The sequence below is a fragment of the Streptomyces sp. NPDC048643 genome (genome assembly GCF_040650615.1).
Lineage (GTDB): Bacteria > Actinomycetota > Actinomycetes > Streptomycetales > Streptomycetaceae > Streptomyces.
In genome coordinates, this window is the sequence record NZ_JBEZHO010000008.1 from 54,240 (window position 1) to 77,335 (window position 23,096).

Below are 23,096 nucleotides of genomic sequence, written 5' to 3' on the forward strand. Positions count from 1 at the left end.
ACGCAGATCTTCCGCACCACCAGTAACTCTCACGCCACCGGAGAGTAGCGAGCCGCTGTTACGAACACTCTGTCGAACGTGAGATTCACGTGTTCGAGCCATGTACAGGGTGCGACGCCGGGGTTGCCTGATCCGGAGTGGCCTGTTCCGAATGGCGCCGGAACGTCGATCACATAAGGGACACTACTGGCATGGGTGAGGCCGACCGTGCGTGGTGAGCGGGGTATCCACAGGGTGTGGACATATGTGCGCGGCGCCCCGGGCACGTACATCTGGCTGGCGATCCTGTTCGTCACGACCGTCGCGATGCACCACATGTCTCCGGATTTCGAAGCGGAGTTCCTGCGGCAGCGCTCCACGAACCTGCACGAGCTGTCGAGCAACCCGGTGCGGGTGCTCGTGGCCAGCGCGATGTGGATCGACGGCGGGCGCTGGCTGCCGTACGCCGTGCTCTACTCCGTCTTCCAGGCGCCGGCCGAACGCTGGCTGGGCACCGCGCGCTGGCTCGCGGTGAACGCGGCCGCGCATGTGCTGTCCACGCTGATCAGCGAGGGTGCGCTGCTCTGGGCGATCCGCCACGGCATGGCCCCGCACTCGGCCGCCGACACCCTCGACATCGGCGTCAGCTACGCGCTCGCGGGGGTGGTCGGCGTGCTCACCTACCGGATCGCGACGCCCTGGCGATACCCGTATCTGGTGATCGTGCTGGCCGTCTACGGGGTCCCCCTCGTCACCGGGCGCACCTTCACCGATCTCGGGCATTTCACCTCCGTGGTGATCGGTCTCGCCTGCTATCCGCTGGTCAGAGGGCGGGGAAAAGCATGGAATCCGAAGGAGACAGTCAGCGCGTTCAGGGGTTAACGTCCCGCTCATGAGCAGCTCGGCAGGCAACGCCGTGAACGGCGGCATCTCCTTCTGGTACGCGGACGACGGCTTCCCCGCCCCCCGGGAACCGCTGCCCGGCGACGCGACCGCCGACGTCGTCGTGGTCGGCGGCGGCTACACCGGACTGTGGACCGCCTACTACCTGAAGAAGGCCGCGCCCTTCCTGCGGGTGACCGTCCTGGAGCAGAAGTTCTGCGGCTACGGCGCCTCCGGGCGCAACGGCGGCTGGCTCTACAACGGCATCGCGGGCCGCGACCGGTACGCGAAGCTGCACGGCAAGGAGGCGGCCACCCGCCTCCAGCGGGCCATGAACGACACCGTGGACGAGGTCGTCCGGGTGGTCGCCGAGGAGGGCGTCGAGGCGGACGTCCACCAAGGCGGCGTCCTCGAAGTGGCTTACACGCCGGCTCAGTTGGCCCGGCTCAAGGCCTTCCACGCGCACGAGCTGTCGTACGGCGAGAAGGACCGCGAGCTGTACGGCGCGAAGGAGACCGCCGAGCGGATCCGGGTCGCCGACGCGGTCGGCTCGACCTGGACACCGCACGGCGCCCGGCTGCACCCGGTCAAGCTGGTCAAGGGCCTCGCCGCCGCCGCGGAGGCCCTCGGCGTGACCATCCACGAGCAGACCCCGGTGACCGAGATCCGCCCGAAGCACGCGGTCACGCCCTACGGCACCGTCCGCGCCCCCTACATCCTGCGTTGCACCGAGGGCTTCACCGCGAACCTCAAGGGCCAGAAGCGCACCTGGCTGCCGATGAACTCCTCGATGATCGCGACGGAGCCGCTGACCGACGAGCAGTGGGCGGCCATCGGCTGGGAGGGCCGCGAGACGCTCGGCGACATGGCGCACGCGTACATGTACGCCCAGCGCACCGCCGACGGCCGCATCGCCCTCGGCGGACGCGGCGTCCCGTACCGCTTCGGCTCGCGCACCGACAACGACGGCCGGACCCAGCAGGCCACCATCGACGCCCTGTACGAGATCCTCGTGCGCCTCTTCCCCCCGCTGACCGGCGTGCGCGTGGCCCATGCCTGGTCCGGTGTCCTCGGAGTCCCGCGCGACTGGTGCGCCACGGTCACCCTGGACCGCTCGACGGGCCTCGGCTGGGCCGGCGGATACGTCGGCTCCGGCGTCGCCACCACCAACCTGGCCGCCCGCACCCTGCGCGACCTCGTGCGGCAGGACTCCGGCCAGGCGGGCGCCACCGAACTGACCGGCCTGCCCTGGGTCAACCACGAGGTCCGCAAGTGGGAGCCGGAACCGTTCCGCTGGATCGGCGTCCACGGCATGTACGCCACCTACCGCACCGCCGACCGGCGCGAACTGGCCACCCACAGCGCGGAGTCGTCCCGGCTCGCGCGGCTCGCGGACCGGGTGGCCGGCCGGCACTGAACGCCGGCCGGCACGGAGGGCCCGCCGCCGGTCAGACCACCGGCTCCGGGACCGGCGAGTCCGTGGTGGCGTGCTTCGGCGGCTTGGCCGTGACCATGAGGCCCGCGATCAGGCCCGCCGCCAGCATGATGCCGACCGCCCACCAGATGGCCACCGTGTAGCCGTGCACGACGCCCTCGCGGACGATCAGGTCCTTCTGGGCGGGGTTGCGGAGATGGGCGGCGACGTAGGCCGTGGTGCTGGTGGTGGCGATGGTGTTCAGCAGGGCCGTACCGATGGAACCGCCCACCTGCTGCGAGGTGTTGACCGTCGCGGAGGTCACGCCCGAGTCCTGCGCGGCGACCCCGGCGGTGGCCGTGGCGAAGACCGGCATGAAGGTCAGGCCCATCCCGAGACCCAGCAGGAGCAGACCCGGCAGCACCTCTCCGGTGTAGTCGGACTCCACGGTGAGCTGGGTGAAGAAGAGCATGCCGCCCGCCGCGAGGATCATGCCCGGCACCATCAGCATCCGCGGTGCCAGATGGGGCAGCAGCCGCGCCGAGATTTGCGTCGAGCCGATGATGATGGCGACGGTCAGCGGCAGGAACGCGAGACCGGTCTTCACCGGCGAGTATCCGAGGATGACCTGGAGGTAGTAGGTCATGAAGAGGAACACGCCGAACATGCCGATGACCGCCAGGCCCATCGTCAGGAAGCAGCCGGCGCGGTTGCGGTCCTTGATGATGTGCAGCGGCAGCAGCGGGCTCGGCGCCCTCTTCTGCCACCACACGAACGCGGCCAGCATCGCGACACCGCCGATGAGCAGGGCCAGCACCACCGGGTCCGCCCAGCCGCGCGGCTCCGCCTCGCTGAACCCGTAGACGATCGCGACCAGTCCGCCGCAGCCGAGGATCGCGCCCGGCACGTCGAGCCGGACGTTCTTGTGGCCCGGCCGGTCGTGCAGCAGCGCGAGGGCGCCGAACACCGCGATGATCGCGATGGGGATGTTGACGTACAGACACCAGCGCCAGTTCAGGTACTCCGTCAGCAGACCGCCCGCGATGAAGCCGATCGCCGAACCCGAGCCGGCCAGCGCACCGTAGATGCCGAAGGCCTTGCCGCGCTCCTTCGGATCGGTGAACGTCGTGGTCAGCAGCGAGAGCGCGGAGGGCGCCAGCAGCGCCGCGAACGCGCCCTGGAGCGCGCGGGCGCCGAAGAGCATGGCGGACGTCGTCGCCGCGCCGCCGAACGCGGAGGCACCGGCGAAGCCGATCAGGCCGATGATGAAGGTCCGTTTACGGCCGACGAGGTCGGCGACCCTTCCGCCGAGGAGCAGCAGCCCGCCGAACGCCAGCGTGTAGGCCGTGATGACCCACTGCCGGTTGCCGTCGGACATGTGCAGGTCGCTCTGCGCCGAGGGAAGCGCGATGTTCACGATGGTCGCGTCCAGCACGACCATCAGCTGCGCGAGAGCGATGATCACCAACGCCCACCAGCGGTGGGCGTCCTGACCTGCGGGGACACTGGGCTCGCCTGTCCGGGTGACACTCACCCGCTCAGAAGACCATGGATCGACACGGGTCGCATCTTTGGACGAAAGGGACTCGCGGGACGCCTTTCCGGGGCTCGTGGTCATGGCTCCAGCACCACCTTTCCGATCGTCGCCCTGCTCTCCAGGGCACGGTGCGCGGCGGCCGCCTCCGCCAGCGGGAAGCGGGTCACGGCCGGGCTGAGCCGCCCCGACGCGGCCTCCGCGAGAGCCCGCAGCTCCAGGGTCCGTACGGGGTCGGGGCCGCCCGCCCGTCGCATCATCACGGGCCCGAGAACCTGCTCGGACACCCCCTCCACCAGGTAGGGGGAGCCGTCCCGGATGCCCTCGCCCGACCAGCCGAAGACGACGTGCCGGCCACCCGGTCCGAGCAGCGCCACGGCCTCCCGGGCGACCTCGCCGCCGACGCCGTCGAACACGACGGTCGCCCTCCGGCCGCCGAGCTGCGCGCGGACCTTCTCCGACCAGCTCGGCTCCGTGTAGTCGACGGCGTGGTCCGCGCCGTTCGCGCGGACGCGGGCCACCTTCTCGGGGCCGCCCGCGAGACCGATCACGGTCGCGCCCCGGTGGTGCGCGTACTGCACGAGCAGGGTGCCGATGCCGCCGGCCGCCGCGGGCACGACGACCACGTCGGCCGGCCCCGGCTCGGCGAACTGCACGATCCCCATGGTCGTACGGCCCGTTCCGATCATGGCGACGGCCTGCGCGAAGTCCAGGTTCTCCGGGATGTCGTGGACGCGGTCGACGTCCGTGACGGCCAGTTCGGCGTAGCCCCCGGGCGCGAACCCGAGGTGGGCGACGACCCGGCGGCCGAGCCAGAGCGCCGCGACACCCTCGCCGAGGGACTCCACGGTCCCGGCCACCTCCCGTCCGGGGATCGTCGGCAGGACGGTCGGCCCGGGCGCCGGACCGCCGCGCATGCCCTCGCGCAGGGCCGCGTCCAGGAGGTGAACCCCCGCGGCGGCCACGGCGATCCGCACCTGCCCGGGCCCCGGCACCGGGTCGTCGACGCGCTCGTGGACAAGATGATCGGCGGGCCCGAAGGCGTGCAGTCGGATGGCGTGCATCAGGGGCTCCTCAAGGTCGGAGAGGGGTACGAGGGCGGGTGCGGGGCCACGGACGCGGACCGTGCGCGCTGGGACGGCCCGGTGGCCCGGAGGCCACCGGCCGGTGGGTTCACCACTCTTCAACCTCAGGCATGCTTGAGGTCAAGGCGCTCGCGGATGCGCAGGGCCAGCGCCACCGCCTCCAGCGCACTGTTGAAGGACACCTCGGAGAGCACACCGGGGGCGGCCACCTGGTCGCCGACGAGGTAGACACCGGCCCCGCGGTCGATGGAGGGCCGGTCCCGCCAGCTCGTACCGGGCGGATCGACCGCGCCCGTACGGCCGCTCGCCACCGACTCCCGCCGCCAGGTGACCCGTTCGCGCCAGCCCTCGAAGGCGAGGTCGAGCAGGTGCTCGGCGCGCGCGATCCCGTCGGCCCCGGACTCCTCCGGCGCGATCGGGATCTGCCCCTGGAGGAGCTGCTCACCGGCCGGGGCGAGTGTGCGGTCCCGCGCGGTGAACCGTTCGATCCAGCCCGGCGCGTCCAGGTCGGAGACGGCGAACGCGTCACCGCGCCGGGTCGTCAGCGCCAGGTCGATCAGCGCGGTACGGCCGCTCGGCCAGGTCAGCGACGCGTCCCCGAGCAGGCGTCGGGCGGAGGCGAGCGAGGTGGCCACGACGACCGGACCCCTGCCCAGGGGCAGCCGGTCCACGCGGGTCAGCGTCTCCATCCGCACCCCGAGGTTCCAGGCCCGCCCCGCCATCCGGTCGATGACGTTGGCCCAGCCGCCCCGCGGACAGTTCGCCTCCGGGGGCAGCCGCATGGCCCGGCGCAGCCGTTCCTGCACGAACGCGGCGGACAGCGAGCCCGGGTCGTGGTGGAAGAGGGCGACGGCCGCGTAGTTGGCGGCGGCCCGCGCACCCTCCGCTCCGGCCTGCCCGGTCGCCCAGGTCATGAAGTCGACTTCCTCGGGCGCCTGTTGGCAGGAACGCCGGAGCAGCTTGAGCATCGCGAAGGGCGGGGTGCGGCGCAGCGCGCCCTTGTGGTGCAGCCGCAGCCGGGCGGCCTCCCGGGGCGGTACCGGCGCGAGCGGCCCGATCAGGTCCCGCTGCTTCAGCCACGTCCAGTGCGGTCCCGCGCTGTACAGGGCGTGCGGGCCCTCGTTGGCCCGGTAGGGCCCCTCGGCGGTCCGGGCCCGCCCGCCGAGGGTGTGGTGCGCCTCGTGGACGGTGACGCTCGCGCCGGCCTCTGCGGCGGTGATCGCGGCGGTCAGTCCGGCGAAGCCGCCGCCGATGACGGTGATGCGGTCCATGGCTGGAGGTCTCCTCGTGCTCGGGGTCCGAGAGGGCTCTGACAGCGGGCCTTTCTGTGAAGAGGACCGATCGGGGACCCCGGAATGTGACATGGGCCGGGTTCGCGCAGGCCAGGGCGTTTGTCAGTGCGGGAGGGCAGGATGGGGGCATGGCGAGGAGAGTTGCGGGCGGGTCCGGTGCGAAGGCGTCCGGCGGGGGAGTGAAGGCGGCCCGGCGGCCCGAGCTGCGGCTGCCCGCGCTGGAGCCGTTCGAGGGCGGGGAGTTGGAGCCGGACGGCGACTATGACGGGCTGGAGTTCAAGGACACGGACTTCGCCGGGCAGGACGGCGGGGGAGCCCGCTTCATGGACTGCGCGCTGAAGGGCTGCGCGCTGGACGAGACGCGGCTGCACCACGCGCGCGTGCTGGACTCGGTCCTGACGGGGATACGGGGCGTGGGCACCGACCTCGCCGAGGCGATGCTGCGGGACGTCGAGGTGGTCGACGCGCGCCTCGGCGGCGTGCAGCTGCACGGCGCGGTGCTGGAGCGGGTGGTGGTGCGCGGCGGGAAGATCGACTATCTGAACCTGCGTACGGCACGGCTCAAGGACGTCGTCTTCGAGGGCTGTGTCCTGGTCGAGCCGGACTTCGGGGGCGCGCGTCTGGAGCGGGTGGAGTTCGTGGACTGCGTCCTGAAGGGCGCGGACCTCACCGGGGCGACGCTGACGGACGTGGACCTGCGGGCGGCGGCGGAGCTGGACATCGCCCGGGGCGTGGACCGGCTGGCGGGCGCGGTCATCGGCACGGCCCAGCTCCTGGACCTGGCGCCGGTGCTGGCCGCCGCGCTGGGCGTCCGGGTCGAGGGCCCCTAGGAGACGCGGGGGAAGCGGGCCTGGAGGGTCCAGATCGCCGGGTTCTCGGCGAGGTCGTCGTGCAGGTCGGTCAGGTCGGCCAGCAGGTCGTGCAGGAAGTCACGGGCCTCGCGGCGCAGCGCGGTGAACGAGAAGGTCAGCGGTTCCTCCTCGCGCCGCATCCAGTCGGCCTCGATGTCCACCCAGCCGAAGCGCCGCTCGAACAGCATGCGGTCGGTCGACTCGGTGAAGTCCAGCTCCGCCTGCTGGGGCCGGGAGGCCCGGCTGCCGAGCGGGTCGCGGTCGAGCTGCTCGACGATGTCGCACAACGCCCAGGCGAAGTCGAGCACCGGCACCCATCCCCACGCCGTGGACACCTCGCGGGCCGCCTTGGTGTCGGCGAGGTAGACGTCCCCGCAGAACAGGTCGTGCCGCAGGGCACGGACGTCCGCGCGGCGGTAGTCGGTCTGCGGGGGATCAGGGAAACGATTGGAGAGGGCATAACCAATGTCGAGCACGTAGAAGATGGTGCCACGCCCCCCACCCACCCCAGCACCCGAACACCGGGGCCGCCCAGGGGCGCAGGGGCGGGGGCGCAGCCCCGGGATCACCGGGTGCGGTCCAGGGGCGCGGGGAACGGCGCGACAAGCCCCCACCGGCGGGGCGGCGAAACGACGACGGGGCGCAGGGGCGGGGGCGCAGCCCCGGGATCACCGGGTGCGGTCCAGGGGCGCGGGGAACGGCGCGATCGGCCCCCACCGGCGGCCGGCGAAAGGGCGACCGGGTGCGGGGGCAGGCGTGCAGCCCGGCGAGCGCCGGTTGCGGCTCAGGCCCCCGACACCCCGGCCCCCTAGGATCACGAACGTGCCCCGACCCCCCGGCATCACCCCCTTCACGCTGGCCCTCGCACTCGCGCTAGCCCTCACCGCCTGCGGCGGAGAAGGCGTGCACGGCAAGCCCGGCGCGGCCGGCGTCCACGACCCGTACTTCCCGAAGTCGGGCAACGGCGGCTACGACGTCACGCACTACGGCCTGACCCTGTCCTACGACCCCCGCGGCAAGCGCCTCACGGGGACGGCCGACATCACCGCGCGGGCCCTCCAGAACCTCAGCGCCTTCCACCTCGACCTGCTGGGAATGAACGTCTCCGACGTCACCGTCGAGGGGCGGAAGGCCCGTTGGAGCCGCGCCGGCCAGGAACTGACCGTGCGCCCCGCCGACGACCTCGACAAGGGGCGCACCTTCCGGGCGACCGTCCGCTACTCCGGCAGCCCCCGGACGATCACCGACCCGGACGGTTCCAAGGAAGGCTGGCTGCGCACCGCCGACGGCGCCCTCGGCCTCGGCGAGCCGACGGGTTCGATGGCCTGGTTCCCCGGCGACCACCACCCCTCCGACAAGGCGTCCTACGACGTCCGCGTCAGCGTCCCCGAGGGCCTCCAGGCCGTCTCCAACGGGGAGTTGAGGAGCGAGACGACCAGCGGGGGCCGTACCACCTACGCCTGGCACACGGCCGAACCGATGGCGAGCTATGTCGCCACCCTCGCGATCGGCCACTACGACATCACCCGCTCCACGACGAAGAAGGGGCTGCCCGTCTACGTGGCGGTCGACCCCACCCAGTCGAAGGCGAGCAGAAAGGTGCTCGCGGGCATCCCCGGGATCATCGACTGGGAGGCGTACAACTTCGGCCCGTACCCCTTCTCGTCCACCGGCGCGATCGTGGACCGCGCCGACGACGCCGGCTACGCCCTGGAGACCCAGAACCGCCCCGTCTTCCCCGGCGCCCCCGACACCGCGACCCTTGTCCACGAACTGGCCCACCAGTGGTTCGGCGACTCGGTCACCCCGAAGTCCTGGCGCGACATGTGGCTCAACGAGGGCTTCGCCACCTACGCCGAGTGGCTGTGGCAGGAGGACCACGACGGCGAGAGCGCCGACGAGATCTTCCACGCGCTCTACAAGGGCGACTACTACGAACCGGCCGACAACAGCGAGATCTGGGCCTTCCCGCCCGCCGACCCGCCGGACGCCGCGCACATCTCCGACCCGCCCGTCTACTACCGGGGCGCCATGGTCCTGCACAAGATCCGCCGGCTGGTCGGCGACGACGCCTTCTACGACATCATCCAGGGCTGGGCCGCCACGTACCGCCACCGGAACGCCGACACCGCCGACTTCACCGCCTACGTCGAGAAGTCGGCGCCGGACAAGGACTTCAGCGGGATCTGGGACCACTGGCTGCACGGCGAGGGCCGGCCGGACCACCCGTGAGCGCGGCGGACACGCGAGGAGCCCCCGGCCGCCGGCCGGGGGCTCCTCGCGTCGTGCGTCGGGATCAGACGTTGACGCCGAAGTCCTGCGCGATGCCGACGAGGCCCGAGGCGTAGCCCTGGCCGACCGCGCGGAACTTCCACTCCGCGCCGTTGCGGTAGAGCTCGCCGAAGACCATGGCGGTCTCGGTCGCCGCGTCCTCGGAGAGGTCGTAGCGGGCGATCTCGGCGCCGCCGGCCTGGTTCACGATGCGGATGTACGCGTTGCGGACCTGGCCGAAGTTCTGCGAGCGGGTCTCCGCGTCGTAGATCGAGACCGGGAAGACGATCTTCTCGACGTCGGCGGGCAGGCCCGCCAGGTTGACGTTGATCGCCTCGTCGTCGCCCGCGCCCTCGCCCGTCCGGTTGTCACCGGTGTGGACGATGGTCTGGTCCGGGGTCTGCTTGTTGTTGAAGAAGATGAAGTGGGCCTCCGAGTAGACCTTGCCCTCGGGGTTGACCGCGATGGCCGAGGCGTCGAGGTCGAAGTCGGTGCCCGTGGTGGTGCGGACATCCCAGCCGAGGCCCACGGTGACGGCGGTCAGGCCCGGAGCCTCCTTGGTGAGCGAGACGTTGCCACCCTTGGACAGGCTTACAGCCATTGTTGGGAGTCCCTTCCCTCGTTGCGTACGGGCTTCGTACTGAGGACGAAGCTACCGTCACCTCTATGAACGCCAAGGGGGGTCCCATAGGTTCCGCCTGTCTTTACTTTCTTTGCCAAAGTGTCCCGGGGCACTCGAACGGCCGCTGAAAACGGGGTGACGCGGACCGGCCGGGCACGGGACCATGGACCCATGTCCGGTCCCTATGTCATCCGCGGCTCCGTCTCCCTGCCCGAGGCCGAGCTGATGTGGCGTTTCTCGCGCTCCGGCGGCCCGGGCGGGCAGCACGTCAACACCAGCGACTCGCAGGTCGAGCTGCGCTTCGACCTCGCGAACACCGAGGCCCTGCCGCCCGTGTGGAAGGACCGCGCGCTCGCCAGGCTGGAGGGGCGCCTCGTCGACGGGGTCGTCAGCGTCCGGTCCTCCGAGCACCGCTCCCAGTGGCGCAACCGCGAGACCGCCGCCGTGCGTCTCGCCTCGCTGCTCGCCGAGGCCACCGCCCCGCCCCCCAAGCCGCGCCGCGCCACCCGCATCCCGCGGGGCATCAACGAACGGCGGCTGCGCGAGAAGAAGCAGCGCTCCGACACCAAGCGCGGCCGCACCGGCCGCGACTGGGGGTAGACCCCCGCCGGGCGGGAGCCCGCCCGGCGGGAACGGAACCCGCGGGCCCGGTCAGCCCAGGTGCCGGTAGCGGCCCTTGAAGTAGGTCAGCGGGCCGCCGTCCGCGCTCGGCACGCGGGCTGTCAGGACGCGGCCGATGACCAGGACGTGGTCGCCCGCGGTCACCCGCTGCTCGGTGCGGCACTCCAGGGTCGCCAGCGAACCGCCCACCAGGAGGGCCCCGGACGCCTCGCCGCGCACGTACGGGATGTCCTCGAACAGGAGCCGGTCGCTGATGCGGCCCTTCATCGCGAAGCGGCCCGCGATGTGTCGCTGGCTCTCCGAGAGGACGGACACCCCCCACAGGGGCTGTTCGTCGAGCAGGTCGTCCATCCGGGAGCCCTCGCGCAGGCTGACCATGACGAGCGGCGGGTCCAGGGAAACGGACATGAAGGCCGTCGCGGTCATGCCGACGTCCTCGCCGCGCGGCCCGTCGGCGGCCAGCGCGGGCTCGTACGCGGTCACCAGGACCACACCCGCGGCCAGCCGGGACATGGCGGCACGGAACTCGTCGTTGCTCACCCCCTCAGCATGCACGGGTGGGGTGGGCGGAGCGGCAGGGGGAGTCGTGAGCACGCCGAAACGCTAGTCTCCGCACCTGGGACCGCGCATCGGACCTCGGCCCGAACCGGGACCTAGGTCCGGGGGCGGAGGGGAGGGGACATGCGAGGGGAATCGGGGCCCCGGAAGCCGTACGCTCAGGCCTGTTCATCCAGCGGGCACAAGCGTGCACAGGGTCTGCACACCAGACCGACAATGCGGTCGATAAACGGGCGCTGAAATGCAGAAACTCCACTCAATTGCTCATGTTCCGCTGTGACTTGAGTCACAGGAGCCATATTTTGTTGACCCTGTGTACCGGGTGGGGAGCGCGCTGTGATTCAGTGGCGGGGACGCCATGCAGGAAGCTACCAAGCAGTACGCCGTGAGGGTCTTCACGGCGGGCACCGCCCGGTCGCCAAGGCCGTAGTCAGCAGAGCACCGAAGAGCACCTGGGTACGCCGAGAGAACCCTGGAGTTGCTGCGAGGTCTCGAGGGGAGGGCGAATGGAGACCGAGTCGGAGCCCTACGTCCGTCTTGCGACCCTGCGGCAGCTGCACCAGGTGATGGCGGACATGAACACCGCCCGCAGCCTGGCCGACACGCTGCAGACCGTCGCCGACGGCGTGGTCACCGGGCTCGGCTACGAGCTGGCCTGCGTCAACCTCGTACGCCCCGACGGCGACCTCGTCGTCGCCGCCCTGGCGGGCAACTCCGCGGCCGAGGCCCTCATCACCGGCCGCGTCGGCTCCCGCACCTCCTGGGAGCGCCGGCTCACCATGGGCGAGGGCTGGGGCGACCTGCGGTTCATACCGCACACCGAGGGCTGGGTCCTCGACGAGGACGACGTGCCCCAGTGGTACACGGACGGTCCCGCGCCCCGCTTCGAGGACGAGTGGCACCCCTCCGACCGCCTCTTCGCGCCGATGTACACCCCGAGCGTCTCCGGCGGCCACGGCGAGCTGATCGGCGTCCTGTCCGTGGACCGGCCGCGCAACGGCCGGCGGCCCGGCGCCTGGGGCCGCGAGGCCCTCCAGATGTACGCCTTCCAGGCCGCCATCGCGATCAGCAACGCGCGGCTGCGCGCCAACATGCAGCGCGCCCTGGTCCGCCTGGAGCGCGAGCAGCAGGCCCTGCGCGCCAGCGAGGAGTCCTTCCGGCAGGCCTTCGAGTACGCGCCCTCCGGCATGGCGATCGCCGAGATGGGCGGAGACCAGCACGGCCGCATCCTGCGCACCAACGACGCCCTGTGCCGGCTGCTCGGACGGCCCGCCTCCGCGATGCGCCGCTACTCCTTCTCCGACCTCGTGCACCCCGAGGACATCGGCACCCTGCTGCGCACCTCCGCCGAGGGCGGCCGGGCCGAGCTGCGGCTCGGGCGCCGCGACGGCACCTACGTCTGGGTCCACCTGCGCAACTCCGTCGTCGCGGACGCCGCCGACGGCCCGCGCTTCCTGCTCACCCACGTCGAGGACATAGAGGAGCGCAAGCGCCGGGAGCTCCAGCTCGCGCACCGCGCCTCGCACGACGCGCTGACCGGCCTGCCCAACTCCGCCGAACTGCGCTCCCGGCTCAGCTCGCGCCTCTGCGCGCGCCCGCAGTCCCTGCCGCCCGGCGCGGTCGCCTCGCTGGACGCGGCCTACGGGCACGGGGACTTCGCGGAACTGCCGGGCGCCGCCCACGACGGCCACCCCGCCTTCGACGGGAACGGGCACGGTTTCGACTTCCGGTCCGCCTCCGAGGCCTTCGACGCCTTCGACCACCACGTGCACACCATCGCCCCCGAGGGGGAGACGGACGACGGCACCAAGGGCCTCGCGGTGCTCTTCTGCGACCTCGACGGCTTCAAGTCGATCAACGACCGGTTCGGGCACAACGCGGGTGACGAGGTGCTCATCGAGGTCGCACGCCGGCTGACCCACGGCGTCCGCGACGGCGACACGGTGGCCCGGCTCGGCGGCGACGAGTTCGTGGTGCTCGCCGACGGTCTCGGCCGGGCGGACGCCCAGGACCTCGCGGTCCGGCTGCGGAACGCGATCATCCCGCCCATCAGGGTCGACGGACGGGCCGTGCGGGTCGGCGCCAGCTTCGGCATCGGGTGGGCACACTGCGGCATGACGGCGGACGAGGTGTTGAAATCCGCTGACGAGCGGATGTACGTCGAGAAACGATCACGTCCGAAACAACACAGGCGCGCGGGATAAGCCCAGGTCAGTGAGTCGGTGTGGTGAAGGCCCCCCGTTTGGCCCAGTGGGAGCGGGTAGGCTCGCCATTCATTCACGTACCGCATCTGAACCGCACCCGCTGAGGAGACCAAGGGATGACGCCCGGCAACAACGGCGCGAGCACGCCCGAGGACGACGACCCGTTCGGCTATCTGTACGCCGACGGTCAGGCCAACGGAGCCACCCCGCCGTCCGGAGGAGGTGGTGGCTACGGCTACCCCGGTTCGGTCAACCGGGTGCGGGCCGTCGGCGAGCGCCAGTACGGCCAGCAGCAGACCGCCCAGGGCGCCTACGGCCAGAACGCCCCCACCGCCCCGTACGGCCAGGTGCCGCAGCAGCAGGGCTACAACCAGCCGAACGCGCACTACGCGGCCCCCGAGACCGTTCCGGGCGGACCCGTCACGACGCGCTCGCCCATGCCCGGCCACGGTGACGGCGGCGGACGCGGGGGCGGCCCGAACACCAAGGGCCTCCTCATCGGCGCGATCGCGGTGGTCGCCGCCGTCGTGATCGGCATCGGCGTCGCCATGCTCGGCGGCGGGGACGACGACAAGAACGACGCCGCAGGCCCGACCCCCACGGCCTCGCAGAGCGCCTCTCCGAGCCAGTCGGCGTCCAAGGCGCCGGGCGGCAACGCCATGAAGCCGAAGGAGATCGACGCGAAGGCGCTGAACCTCGGCACCGGCGTGAGCACCGCCTCCGACGTCAAGGGCGCCCAGTCCGACGGCGGGGTCTACGTGGCCGGCCTGAACAACCCGGGCTCCTCGGTCACCTGGACGGTCGACGGCGTCCCCAGCGACGGCGTCTACACCCTCTTCGCGCGCTACAGCGTGCCCGGCGCCGACCAGTCGATGACGCTCACCGTCAACGGCAAGACCTTCGGCTCCAAGCTGAGCATGAAGAACTACGCGGACGCCGCCGACGGCGACTTCGCCAAGGGCTGGACGAAGACGTACGCCTGGCCCAGCCTCAACAAGGGCACCAACACGATCACCCTCTCCTGCGGGGACGGCGACAGCTGCAACGTGCTGCTCGACCAGCTCTCGCTGAAGAAGGGCCAGGTCAAGGACTAGGTTCCGGCCCGGACACCCGGGTCGCGAGCACTGGCCCCTGGGCCGCAGGAGGGGCCGCGCGGCTACGCCGCCGCGGCCTCTGTCGTGACCGTGACCTTGTCCAGCAGGCTCTCGTACAGCGGGCGGTCGAACTCGCCCGCCGTCGGCGCCGCGACCGTCGCCGCCGACAGGGCGACCGCGCGGGCCAGCCGGTCCGGCCAGGGCAGGTTCTCGACCAGACCCGACAGCAGGCCCGCGACCGCCGAGTCGCCCGCGCCGGTCGGGTTGCCGTGGGCGCGCACGGGCGGCCTGGCGCGCCAGTGGCCGTCCGGTGTGTGGGCCAGCAGCCCCTCCGGGCCGAGGGAGGCGACCACCGCGTGCGCGCCGCGCCTGCGGGCGTTGCGGGCGGCCTGCAACGGCTCGTGGGAGCCCGTGAGTTCGGCGAGTTCGTCGGCGTTCGGCTTGACGATGTCGGGCCGCGCGGCGACCCCCCGCCGCAACGGCTCGCCGCTGGTGTCGAGGAGCACCGGGACGGCCAGGGCGCGTGCGGCGCGGACGAGTTGGGCGTAGGCGCCGACCGGGACGCCGGGCGGCAGGCTGCCGCACAGGGCCACCGCGGAGGCCGAGCGCAGCAGTCGCTCGTACGTCTCCTGGAGGGCCGCCCACTCGGCGGGGGTGATCTCCGGTCCCGGCTCGTTGAGTTGAGTGGTGTCACCGGTCGTGGCGTCGACCACGGCTATCGTGCGGCGCGTCGGTCCGGCGACCGGGACGAGCGCGTCCTCGACGCGAGGGGTGCCGGCGAGCCGTTCGCGCACGGTGCGGCCGGTCGCGCCGCCCGTGAACCCGGTGACCGTCACCTCGTGGCCGAGCGCGGCGAGCACGCGGCCGACGTTCAGGCCCTTGCCGCCCGGGCGTTCGGTCACCTCGCTCACCCGGTGCGAGGCGTGCGGGCGCAGGGACCGCACCCGGTAGGTGATGTCGAGAGCGGTGTTCAGCGTGACCGTGAGGATCACCTGCGACGACCTCCCCCGAGAGTGGTGTGACCAGGGCGCGTCGGCTGGGCGCCCGCCGGTGGTTCCGGAGGCACGATCATGCCAAACACAACGGCGGTCGGCCCAGTCCCCCGGGTCGACCGCCGTGCCACAACAAAGGGGCGAATCACCCCAGTTGGGGATCGACCACCCACGCGCCGCCGCGCATCACGCCCTTGAGCGCGAAGTCCGCATCGAGCACCACGAGGTCCGCGTCCTTGCCGGGTTCCAGGGACCCCTTGCGGTCGTACAGGCCCAGCAGGCGGGCCGGGTTGGCCGAGATGGCCTCCACGACGTCGTCGACCGGCAGCCGGTCGACGGTGACCGCGCGCTGGAAGGCGCGGTCGAGGGTGAGCGTGGAGCCCGCGATCGAACCGCCCTCCACCAGCCGGGCGACGCCGTCCGCGACCTCGACCTCCAGCGGGCCGAGCATGTAGCGCCCGTCCCCGAAGCCGGCCGCGTCCATCGCGTCGGTGATGAACGCGACCCGGTCGGCGCCCGCGTGATGGAACGCCAGCTCCAGCGAGGCGGGGTGCAGGTGGGTGCCGTCGTTGATCAGCTCGACGGTGACCCGCTCGTCCTCCAGGAGGGCGGCGATCGGGCCCGGCGCGCGGTGCCCGAGCGGCGGCATCGCGTTGAACAGGTGGGTCGCCACGGTCGCCCCCGCGTCGATGGCCGCCTGCGTCTGCTCGTACGTCGCGTCGGTGTGGCCGATCGCCGCGATCACGCCGTGCTCGGCGAGCAGCCGCACGGAGTCGAGGCCGCCCGGCAGTTCGGTGGCGAGGGTGACCATCCTGGCGTGGCCGCGGGCCGCGTCGATCAGCTTGCGGACGTCGGCGGGGTCCGGGTCGCGCAGCAGTTCCTCGGAGTGCGCGCCCTTGCGGCACGGCGAGATGAACGGACCCTCGAAGTGGATGCCCGCGAGGTCGCCCTGCTCGGCCAGCTCGGAGAGCAGTCCGGCGCGCTGGGCGAGGCCGTCCATGTCTCCGGTGACGGTGGAGGCGACGACGGTGGTGGTGCCGTGCAGACGGTGGGTGTGGATGCCCTTCAGGACGTCCTCGACCGTGCCCGAGGTGAAGGACGCGCCGCCACCGCCGTGGTTGTGGATGTCGACGAAGCCGGGGACCAGCCAGTGGCCGGACAGGTCGACGACGTCCGCGTCCGCGGGAGCGCTCCCGCTGATGCGCGCACCGTCGACGATGACGCGGCCTTCGGGCACGGTCCCGGTGGGCAGGACCACCCGGGCACCGGCGAGAACCTTGCTAGGAGCCATCAGGTGGTTACCTCCGGGGAGTCGTTGAAGTGGTGTTCAGGAGGTCCCGGGCGAGGAGCCCGGCACCGAGGCATCCGGCCGTGTCCCCGAGGGCGGCGGGGACGATGGACGGCAGCTTCTGGAAGGTGACGCGGCGTTCGACCGCGGCCCGCAGCGGTGTGAACAAGGTTTCCCCGGCCTCCGCGAGCCCGCCACCGATGATCAGCGTGCGCGGGTCCAGGAGGGTGAGCGCGGTGACCAGCCCGTCGGCGAGGGCGTCGACGGCGTCCTGCCACACGGCCCGCGCCCGCGGGTCGCCCGACTCGACGGCCTTGGCGCAGTCCGCCGCGTCCGCGTCCGGGTCGCCGGACGCCTCGGCCCAGGCCTGGCTGACGGCCGCCGCCGAGGCGAACCGTTCCAGACAGCCGTACTGCCCGCAGGGGCACGCGGTCCCGCCGGGCCGTACCACGATGTGGCCGATCTCCCCGGCGAAGCCGTGCGCGCCCTCCTCGACGCTGCCGTTGATGCCGATGGCGCCCGCTATGCCGGTGCCCAGCGGCACGAAGAGGAAGCGGTCCGCTCCCCGCCCGGCACCGATCCGGCCCTCCGCGAGACCGCCGGTGCGCACGTCGTGCCCGAGGGCGACGGGCACACCGCCGAGCCGTTCGCCGAGCAGTCGGCGCAGCGGCACGTCGCGCCAGCCGAGGTTGGCGGCGTAGACGGCGATGCCGTGTTCGGCGTCCACGATGCCGGGCACGGCGACGCCGGCGGCCAGGGCGCTCTGCCCGAAGTGCTTCTCGCCGTGGGCGCGCAGCTCGGCGGCGAAGTCGAGGATGTCGTCGACGACGGCCTCGGGCCCGCGCTCGCGGCCGGTGGCCCGGCGGGCCTGGTGCAGCAGGACGGGGTGCTCGGGGGCCTGCGGCGGCGGCGCGTCGGGGCGGTCGGCGGCGGGTTCGGGGTCGACCCCGACGAGGGCCGCCTTCATCCCGGTGCCGCCCACATCGAGGGCGATGACATGTCTCACGGGGGACAGTGTCGCCCCTTACCCCAGGAGAGGTCTAGTCCACTCGCGTGGTGTAGACCTTGGATCCGCATTCCGAGACGGATGCAACGGACGCAGAAGCAAATGAAGCAGCCGATACGGCTCAGGGGTTGGGGAGAGCAAGCGGTGCAGCGGCGTATGACGGGAATGACGGCGGCGGTCTCGGCCCTGGGCATGGCGGCGACCCTCGCGGGGTGCGGCGGCTCGGAGGATTCCTCGGACGTGACGCTCAGGCTCGTGGCCGCGGACTACGGCGACTCGAAGGCCAGCACCTCGCGGACGTACTGGGACGGCCTGGCGAAGGCCTACGAGTCCGCCCACCCGGGGACCAGGGTCGAGGTCAGCGTCTACCCCTGGACCGACGTCGACCGCAAGGTCAAGGAGATGGTCGCGGCGGGCCGCGCGCCCGACATGGCGCAGATCGGCGCGTACGCCGACTACGCGGCGAAAGGCCAGCTCTACAAGGCCGACGACCTGCTCTCCATACCCGTGCAGGCCAACTTCGTCTCCCAGCTCGCCGACGCGGGACAGATCGACCAGACGCAGTACGGGCTGCCGTTCGCCTCGTCCACGCGGCTGCTCTTCTTCAACAAGACGCTGTTCTCCGAGGCCGGCATCACCCCGCCCACGACCTGGAGCGAGCTCGCGGCCGACGCCAGGGCACTCAAGGCGAAGGGCGTGAAGTTCCCCTACGCGCTGCCGCTCGGTCCCGAGGAGGCCCAGGCGGAGACGATGCAGTGGCTGCTGAGCGGCGGCAGCACCGGCTACACGGACGACGTCGGCACGTACTCCATAGATTCCGTGCAGAACGTCCACACGTTCTCCTGGATCAAGGACGAACTGGTCGCCAAGGGGCTCACCGGACCCGTCGCACCTGCCAAGCTGAACCGTGCGGCCGCCTTCTCCGCGTTCACCCGCGGTGAGGTCGGCATGCTCGTCGGACACCCCACCCTGATGAAGCAGGCCGCGAGCAAGGGCGTGAAGTTCGGCATGGTGCCGATGCCCGGCGTCGACGGCAAGGCGAAGGCGACCATGGGTGTCGCCGACTGGATGATGGCCTTCAAGAAGAACGGCAACGCCGAGCAGGTCGGCGACTTCCTCGACTTCGTCTACCAGGACAAGAACGTCCTGGCCTTCTCCCACAAGTACGACCTGCTGCCCGTCACCGCGTCCGCGTCCGAGGCCATGGCCGTCGACAAGAACGACAAGGACCTGGAGCCCTTCCTCGCCCAGCTCCCCTCCTCCCAGCTCTACCCGGTCGACAAGACCTCCTGGGCCGGTGTCAGCGCCGACGTGAAGAGCGGCATCGCCAAGGCCGTCAGCCCGGACGGCGACCCGGCCGACGTGCTCGGCTCGCTCCAGACCAGCGCGACCATGGCGGACAGCAACGCCGGCTAGCCCTCCGGGCAGGGGCAGGGGCAGGGGCAGGGGCAGCGGCAGGGTCGCTGTCGGTGGTGGGGGTTACCGTGCTGTCCATGGAAGAGCTGCCGGCGCGGGAACAGCGCGTCCTCGCCCTGGAGCGCCGTGGCTTCGCCGGCCCCGGCGCCAAGGAGCGCGCGATACGGGAACAGCTGGGCCTGGCCCCGGTCCGCTACTACCAGCTGCTCAACGCCCTGCTGGACGACCCGAGGGCCCTCGCGCACGACCCGGTGACGGTGAACCGGCTGCGCCGGGTGCGGGAGGCCCGCCGCTCGGAGCGCTGACCGGCCGGGTCCCGGCGCATTCCGGCCGCACGGTCCCCCGCTCGGCCATGAGCCGGGGGTGCGCCCGCCCGTACCCGGATAGGGTCGCCCCATGGGCAGCCACCCCGAATCCAAGGACCCCTTGCCGACCCCGGTGACCCCCGCCGGGCGTGACGGCCTGGAAGCGATCCTCTCCCGCCCCACCCGGACGGTCGTCGCGCTCGACTTCGACGGGACCCTCGCCCCCATCGTCGCCGACCCCGACCGGGCCCGCGCGCACCCCGACGCGGTCCCCGCCCTCGCGGCACTGGCCCCGAAGGTCGCCTCCGTCGCCGTCATCACCGGCCGTCCGCCCGGCGTCGCCGTCCGGCACGGCGGCTTCGCGGGCGTCCCCGGCCTGGAGCACCTCGTCGTCCTCGGCCACTACGGCGCCGAACGCTGGGACGCCGTCAGCGGCGACGTCACCGCCCCCGCCCCGCACCCCGGCGTCGCCGCCGTCCGCGCCGAACTGCCGGGCTTCCTGGACAAGATCGGCGCCTGGCAGGGCACCTGGATCGAGGAGAAGGGCCGCGCGCTCGCCGTGCACACGCGGCGCGCCGAGGACCCGCAGGCCGCCTTCGAGGCGCTCCGCGAACCGCTCGCCGACCTCGCCGCCCGGCACGGACTGATCGTCGAACCCGGCCGGATGGTCCTGGAGCTGCGCCCGCCGGGCATGGACAAGGGCGTCGCGCTCCTCGACTACATCCGGGAGACCGGCGCCGAGGCCGTCCTGTACGCCGGTGACGACCTGGGCGACCTGCCCGCGTTCGCCGCCGTCGACAAGCTCCGATCCGACGGCGTTCCCGGGCTCCTGGTGTGCAGCGGCACCCCCGAGGTCGGCGAACTCGCCGAGCGCGCCGACCTGGTGGTCGACGGCCCGGCCGGAGTCGTCCGGCTGCTCGCCGCACTCGCCGACCGACTGGCCTGAGAACGAGGGCCGTTGTCCGCCGGGCCACGACGACCCGGCTGCAACAACGGCCTTGTTGGACGGTGGCCGGTGGACGACCGGCCGCCGGGTCAGCCCTCCAGCGCGTGCAGCTGGTCCAGGAACCACTGGGCCGGCGGCAGCGCGGTGGCCGCGGCGGCCAGCCGCTTGGTCCGCTCGGCCCGTTCGCCCGGCTGCATGGTCAGCGCCTCGTGCAGGGCCCGCGCGGTGCCGATGATGTCGTACGGGTTCACCGAGACGGCGTCCTCGCCCAGCTCCTCGTACGCCCCCGCCTCCCGCGACAGGACCAGGACGCAGCCTTCGTCCGAGACGACCGGGACCTCCTTGGCGACGAGGTTCATACCGTCCCTGATGGGGTTCACCAGGGCGACGTCCGCCAGCCGGTACGCGGCGAGCGAGCGCGCGAAGTCGTCCTTGACGTGCAGCACGACCGGGGTCCAACCGGGCGTCCCGTAGCTGGAGTTGATCTCGTCGGCGACGCGCTGCACCTCGGCCGTGTAGTCCCGGTAGATCGCGAGGTCCTGGCGCGAGGGGTAGGCGAACGCCACGTGCACGACCCGCTCGCGCCACTCCGGGTGGTCGTCGAGCAGCTGCCGGTAGGCCAGCATGCCGCGCACGATGTTCTTCGACAGCTCGGTCCGGTCGACGCGCACGATCGTCCGGCGGCCCTCGCCGATCTCCTCACGCAGCGCGACGATCCGCTCCTCGACGTCGTCCTCGTGCGAGCGGGCGCGCAGGAACTCGGCGTCCGCGCCGAGGCCGTGCACGCCGACGAGGGTCCGGCGGGGCGGGGCGCCGTCCAGGTGCTCGACCGCCCGGGACGCCTCCGAGGCCGGCGTCACCCGGTAGCGCCCGGGGTCGATCTCCGCCGCGCAGTCCAGGAAGGCCGTCGCCCAGCGCCAGGTCAGGAACGCCAGCCGGTCCGCGCCGAGCATGCCGTCCAGCAGCTCCGCGCGGATGTCGTCGGGCAGCATCCGGAAGTAGTCCACGGGTGCCCACGGGGTGTGGGAGAAGTGGCCGATGCGCAGGTCGGGGCGCAGCTTGCGGAGCAGTCCCGGCACCAGACACAGGTGGTAGTCCTGGACCAGCACCGAGGCGCCCTCGGCGGCCTCCTCGGCCAGCGCCTCGGCGAAGGCCTGGTTGTAGGCGCGGTAGGCGTCCCACTGGCGCCGGAACTCCGCGTCGAAGACCGGCTCCAGCGGGGTCTGGTACAGCATGTGGTGGACGAACCACAGCACGGAGTTGGCGATGCCGTTGTACGCGTCGGCGTGCACCTCGGCGTCGATGTCCAGCATCCGCACGCCGTCCTCGCCGACCCCGCGGCGCACGGCCTCCCGGTCGCCGTCGCCGAGGGCCGCGCAGACCCACAGGGCGTCGGCGTCCGGCCCGATCGCCGACAGCCCGGAGACGAGCCCGCCGCCGCCGCGTTTGGCCTGCAGGGAGCCGTCGTCCTGGGGCTGGTAGGTGATCGGGCCGCGGTTGGACGCGACGAGGATGCCGTGGGCACCGTGCGTGGAAGCCATGCCTCGAAACCTAGCCCCGTCTGGAAACGCTCAAACGTTCCCGTCGGCCGTATGCGATCGCCGGCCGACGGGCTCGCTCAAGCGGCTTTGCGCTGCTGGTACTCGGCGATTTCGGACATGGGGGGCCTTTCCTCCGTGTCCACCGAGTACGTGCGCGGCTCGAAACCGTCCCGGGTGCGCTCGAACTGGGTGATCGCGGGGCGGATCAGGTGGCCGCGGGCCAGCCGCAACTGGGCGGTGCGGTAGATCGCGGCGGCCATGCGGCCCAGGGCCTGGCCGTCCTGATGGCGGTGCTTGCGCACCCCCACGTCGACCTGGGCGAGGGCGTCCAGGCCCACCAGGTGCAGGGCGTCCACGAGCATGCCCAGTTCGACGCCGTACCCGACGGGGAACGGCAGCTGTTCGAGCAGCGAGCGCCGGGCGGCGTACTCCCCGCCGAGCGGCTGCACGAAGCCCGCGAGCTGCGGCCAGTGCATGTTGAGCAGGGGGCGGGCCATCAGCTCGGTGACCCGGCCGCCCTGTCCTGCCGCGCCGCCCAGCGGGCGGTCGTACATGGCCTTGACCAGGTCGACGCCGGGGTCGGTGAGCAGGGGGCCCACGATCCCGGTGACGAAGTCGGACGAGAACTCCTTGAGGTCCGCGTCGATGAAACAGACGATGTCCCCGCTCGTCACGAGCAGCGACCGCCACAGCACCTCACCCTTGCCGGGCACGGCCGGCATCCGGGGAAGGATGTCGTCGCGGTGCACGACTCTCGCGCCCGCGGCGGCGGCGACCGCGGAGGTGCGGTCCGTGGAGCCCGAGTCCACGACGACGATCTCGTCGACGAGGGGCACCTGCTGCATCAGGTCGTGGCGGATGATCGAGACGATCTCGCCGACCGTCTCCTCCTCGTTGAGCGCGGGCAGCACGACGCTGACCGTCGATCCGGAGGTGCGTTTCGCGGCCATGATCTTGTGGAGCGGCCGGTCGGTCAGGGACCAGGAGCGTGTGCTCAGCCAGCGTTCGACGTCATTCAGCACGGTCTGCGGCTCCTCACTGTCTGATCACACGCTCTCATCAGCGTGCCCGCTGCGGCCAGCGGCTGATCGCTTGCCGTCGTCTCGCGGTTCGGACGACTGCTTCAACTGTCCTGGCCTTCGGTTACAGTCTTGAACAACGCTGATGACCATCGCATGTCCTGGATCATCGGCGC

General features: G+C 72.1%; 21 protein-coding genes. 10 read left to right on the forward strand and 11 right to left on the reverse strand.

The window, feature by feature from the left end:
- The first annotated feature begins 207 nt into the window (after nt 1-207).
- Nucleotides 208-861: a rhomboid-like protein gene (locus AB0C62_RS10600; RefSeq protein WP_362971608.1), complete on the forward strand. Its 654-nt coding sequence runs from the start codon at nt 208-210 to the stop codon at nt 859-861.
- Nucleotides 862-871: 10 nt separating this feature from the next.
- A complete protein-coding gene (locus AB0C62_RS10605) occupies nt 872-2,278 on the forward strand; it encodes an FAD-dependent oxidoreductase (RefSeq protein ID WP_362971610.1) in 1,407 nt (468 codons plus the stop codon).
- A gap of 31 nt (nt 2,279-2,309) precedes the next feature.
- On the opposite strand, the gene AB0C62_RS10610 is transcribed toward AB0C62_RS10605, so the two are convergent.
- From AB0C62_RS10610 to AB0C62_RS10620, 3 genes are all read right to left on the reverse strand, one after another.
- Complete coding sequence (locus AB0C62_RS10610; protein WP_362971612.1) at nt 2,310-3,809, reverse strand: DHA2 family efflux MFS transporter permease subunit; 1,500 nt, start codon at nt 3,807-3,809, stop codon at nt 2,310-2,312.
- Nucleotides 3,810-3,889: 80 nt separating this feature from the next.
- Nucleotides 3,890-4,873: a zinc-binding dehydrogenase gene (locus AB0C62_RS10615; RefSeq protein ID WP_362971614.1), complete on the reverse strand. Its 984-nt coding sequence runs from the start codon at nt 4,871-4,873 to the stop codon at nt 3,890-3,892.
- Nucleotides 4,874-4,998: 125 nt separating this feature from the next.
- The gene (locus AB0C62_RS10620; RefSeq protein WP_362971616.1) at nt 4,999-6,165 is read right to left on the reverse strand and encodes an NAD(P)-binding protein; all 1,167 of its coding nucleotides are present in this window, start codon (nt 6,163-6,165) and stop codon (nt 4,999-5,001) included.
- Between the two features lie 149 nt (nt 6,166-6,314).
- Here AB0C62_RS10620 and AB0C62_RS10625 point away from each other — a divergent pair, with 149 nt between their 5' ends.
- Entirely contained in the window at nt 6,315-7,016 is a 702-nt protein-coding gene (locus AB0C62_RS10625) for a pentapeptide repeat-containing protein (RefSeq protein WP_362971618.1), read from the forward strand.
- Here the strand turns inward: AB0C62_RS10625 and AB0C62_RS10630 are convergent.
- A complete protein-coding gene (locus AB0C62_RS10630; protein ID WP_362971620.1) occupies nt 7,013-7,513 on the reverse strand; it encodes a hypothetical protein in 501 nt (166 codons plus the stop codon). The genes AB0C62_RS10625 and AB0C62_RS10630 overlap by 4 nt on opposite strands.
- Before the next feature lie 346 nt (nt 7,514-7,859).
- Here AB0C62_RS10630 and AB0C62_RS10635 point away from each other — a divergent pair, with 346 nt between their 5' ends.
- Nucleotides 7,860-9,269, forward strand: coding sequence for a M1 family metallopeptidase (locus tag AB0C62_RS10635; RefSeq protein WP_362971622.1), 1,410 nt, complete (start codon nt 7,860-7,862; stop codon nt 9,267-9,269).
- Nucleotides 9,270-9,333: 64 nt separating this feature from the next.
- Here AB0C62_RS10635 and AB0C62_RS10640 read toward each other — a convergent pair whose 3' ends face one another.
- Complete coding sequence (locus AB0C62_RS10640) at nt 9,334-9,909, reverse strand: TerD family protein (RefSeq protein ID WP_081217944.1); 576 nt, start codon at nt 9,907-9,909, stop codon at nt 9,334-9,336.
- Between the two features lie 192 nt (nt 9,910-10,101).
- Here AB0C62_RS10640 and arfB point away from each other — a divergent pair, with 192 nt between their 5' ends.
- On the forward strand, nt 10,102-10,530 hold the full coding sequence (gene arfB / locus AB0C62_RS10645) for an alternative ribosome rescue aminoacyl-tRNA hydrolase ArfB (protein ID WP_081217943.1): 429 nt from the start codon (nt 10,102-10,104) through the stop codon (nt 10,528-10,530).
- Between the two features lie 51 nt (nt 10,531-10,581).
- Here the strand turns inward: arfB and AB0C62_RS10650 are convergent, their stop codons facing one another.
- The gene (locus AB0C62_RS10650) at nt 10,582-11,064 is read right to left on the reverse strand and encodes a flavin reductase family protein (protein ID WP_362971864.1); all 483 of its coding nucleotides are present in this window, start codon (nt 11,062-11,064) and stop codon (nt 10,582-10,584) included.
- A 551-nt stretch (nt 11,065-11,615) separates the two neighbouring features.
- On the opposite strand from AB0C62_RS10650, the gene cdgB reads away from it, so the two are divergent.
- Together cdgB and AB0C62_RS10660 are read left to right on the forward strand one after the other, a co-directional pair.
- Entirely contained in the window at nt 11,616-13,313 is a 1,698-nt protein-coding gene (cdgB, locus tag AB0C62_RS10655) for a diguanylate cyclase CdgB (RefSeq protein WP_081217941.1), read from the forward strand.
- A 116-nt stretch (nt 13,314-13,429) separates the two neighbouring features.
- On the forward strand, nt 13,430-14,407 hold the full coding sequence (locus tag AB0C62_RS10660; protein WP_362971624.1) for a carbohydrate-binding protein: 978 nt from the start codon (nt 13,430-13,432) through the stop codon (nt 14,405-14,407).
- Between the two features lie 62 nt (nt 14,408-14,469).
- Here the strand turns inward: AB0C62_RS10660 and AB0C62_RS10665 are convergent, their stop codons facing one another.
- From AB0C62_RS10665 to AB0C62_RS10675, 3 genes are all read right to left on the reverse strand, one after another.
- The gene (locus AB0C62_RS10665) at nt 14,470-15,399 is read right to left on the reverse strand and encodes a 1-phosphofructokinase family hexose kinase (protein ID WP_362971626.1); all 930 of its coding nucleotides are present in this window, start codon (nt 15,397-15,399) and stop codon (nt 14,470-14,472) included.
- A gap of 145 nt (nt 15,400-15,544) precedes the next feature.
- Nucleotides 15,545-16,690, reverse strand: coding sequence for an N-acetylglucosamine-6-phosphate deacetylase (nagA, locus tag AB0C62_RS10670; RefSeq protein WP_362971628.1), 1,146 nt, complete (start codon nt 16,688-16,690; stop codon nt 15,545-15,547).
- Between the two features lie 7 nt (nt 16,691-16,697).
- Nucleotides 16,698-17,693, reverse strand: coding sequence for an ROK family protein (locus AB0C62_RS10675; protein WP_362971630.1), 996 nt, complete (start codon nt 17,691-17,693; stop codon nt 16,698-16,700).
- A 165-nt stretch (nt 17,694-17,858) separates the two neighbouring features.
- On the opposite strand from AB0C62_RS10675, the gene AB0C62_RS10680 reads away from it, so the two are divergent.
- From AB0C62_RS10680 to otsB, 3 genes are all read left to right on the forward strand, one after another.
- Nucleotides 17,859-19,109, forward strand: coding sequence for an extracellular solute-binding protein (locus AB0C62_RS10680; protein WP_362971866.1), 1,251 nt, complete (start codon nt 17,859-17,861; stop codon nt 19,107-19,109).
- Between the two features lie 77 nt (nt 19,110-19,186).
- Nucleotides 19,187-19,414: a DUF3263 domain-containing protein gene (locus AB0C62_RS10685; RefSeq protein ID WP_081217935.1), complete on the forward strand. Its 228-nt coding sequence runs from the start codon at nt 19,187-19,189 to the stop codon at nt 19,412-19,414.
- A 91-nt stretch (nt 19,415-19,505) separates the two neighbouring features.
- Nucleotides 19,506-20,360: a trehalose-phosphatase gene (gene otsB / locus AB0C62_RS10690; RefSeq protein ID WP_362971632.1), complete on the forward strand. Its 855-nt coding sequence runs from the start codon at nt 19,506-19,508 to the stop codon at nt 20,358-20,360.
- A gap of 89 nt (nt 20,361-20,449) precedes the next feature.
- Here the strand turns inward: otsB and AB0C62_RS10695 are convergent, their stop codons facing one another.
- Nucleotides 20,450-21,901, reverse strand: a complete 1,452-nt coding sequence (locus AB0C62_RS10695) for a trehalose-6-phosphate synthase (protein ID WP_362971634.1) — start codon at nt 21,899-21,901, stop codon at nt 20,450-20,452.
- 77 nt (nt 21,902-21,978) lie between these two features.
- Nucleotides 21,979-22,923: a glucosyl-3-phosphoglycerate synthase gene (locus tag AB0C62_RS10700; protein ID WP_362971636.1), complete on the reverse strand. Its 945-nt coding sequence runs from the start codon at nt 22,921-22,923 to the stop codon at nt 21,979-21,981.
- Between the last annotated feature and the right edge of the window lie 173 nt (nt 22,924-23,096).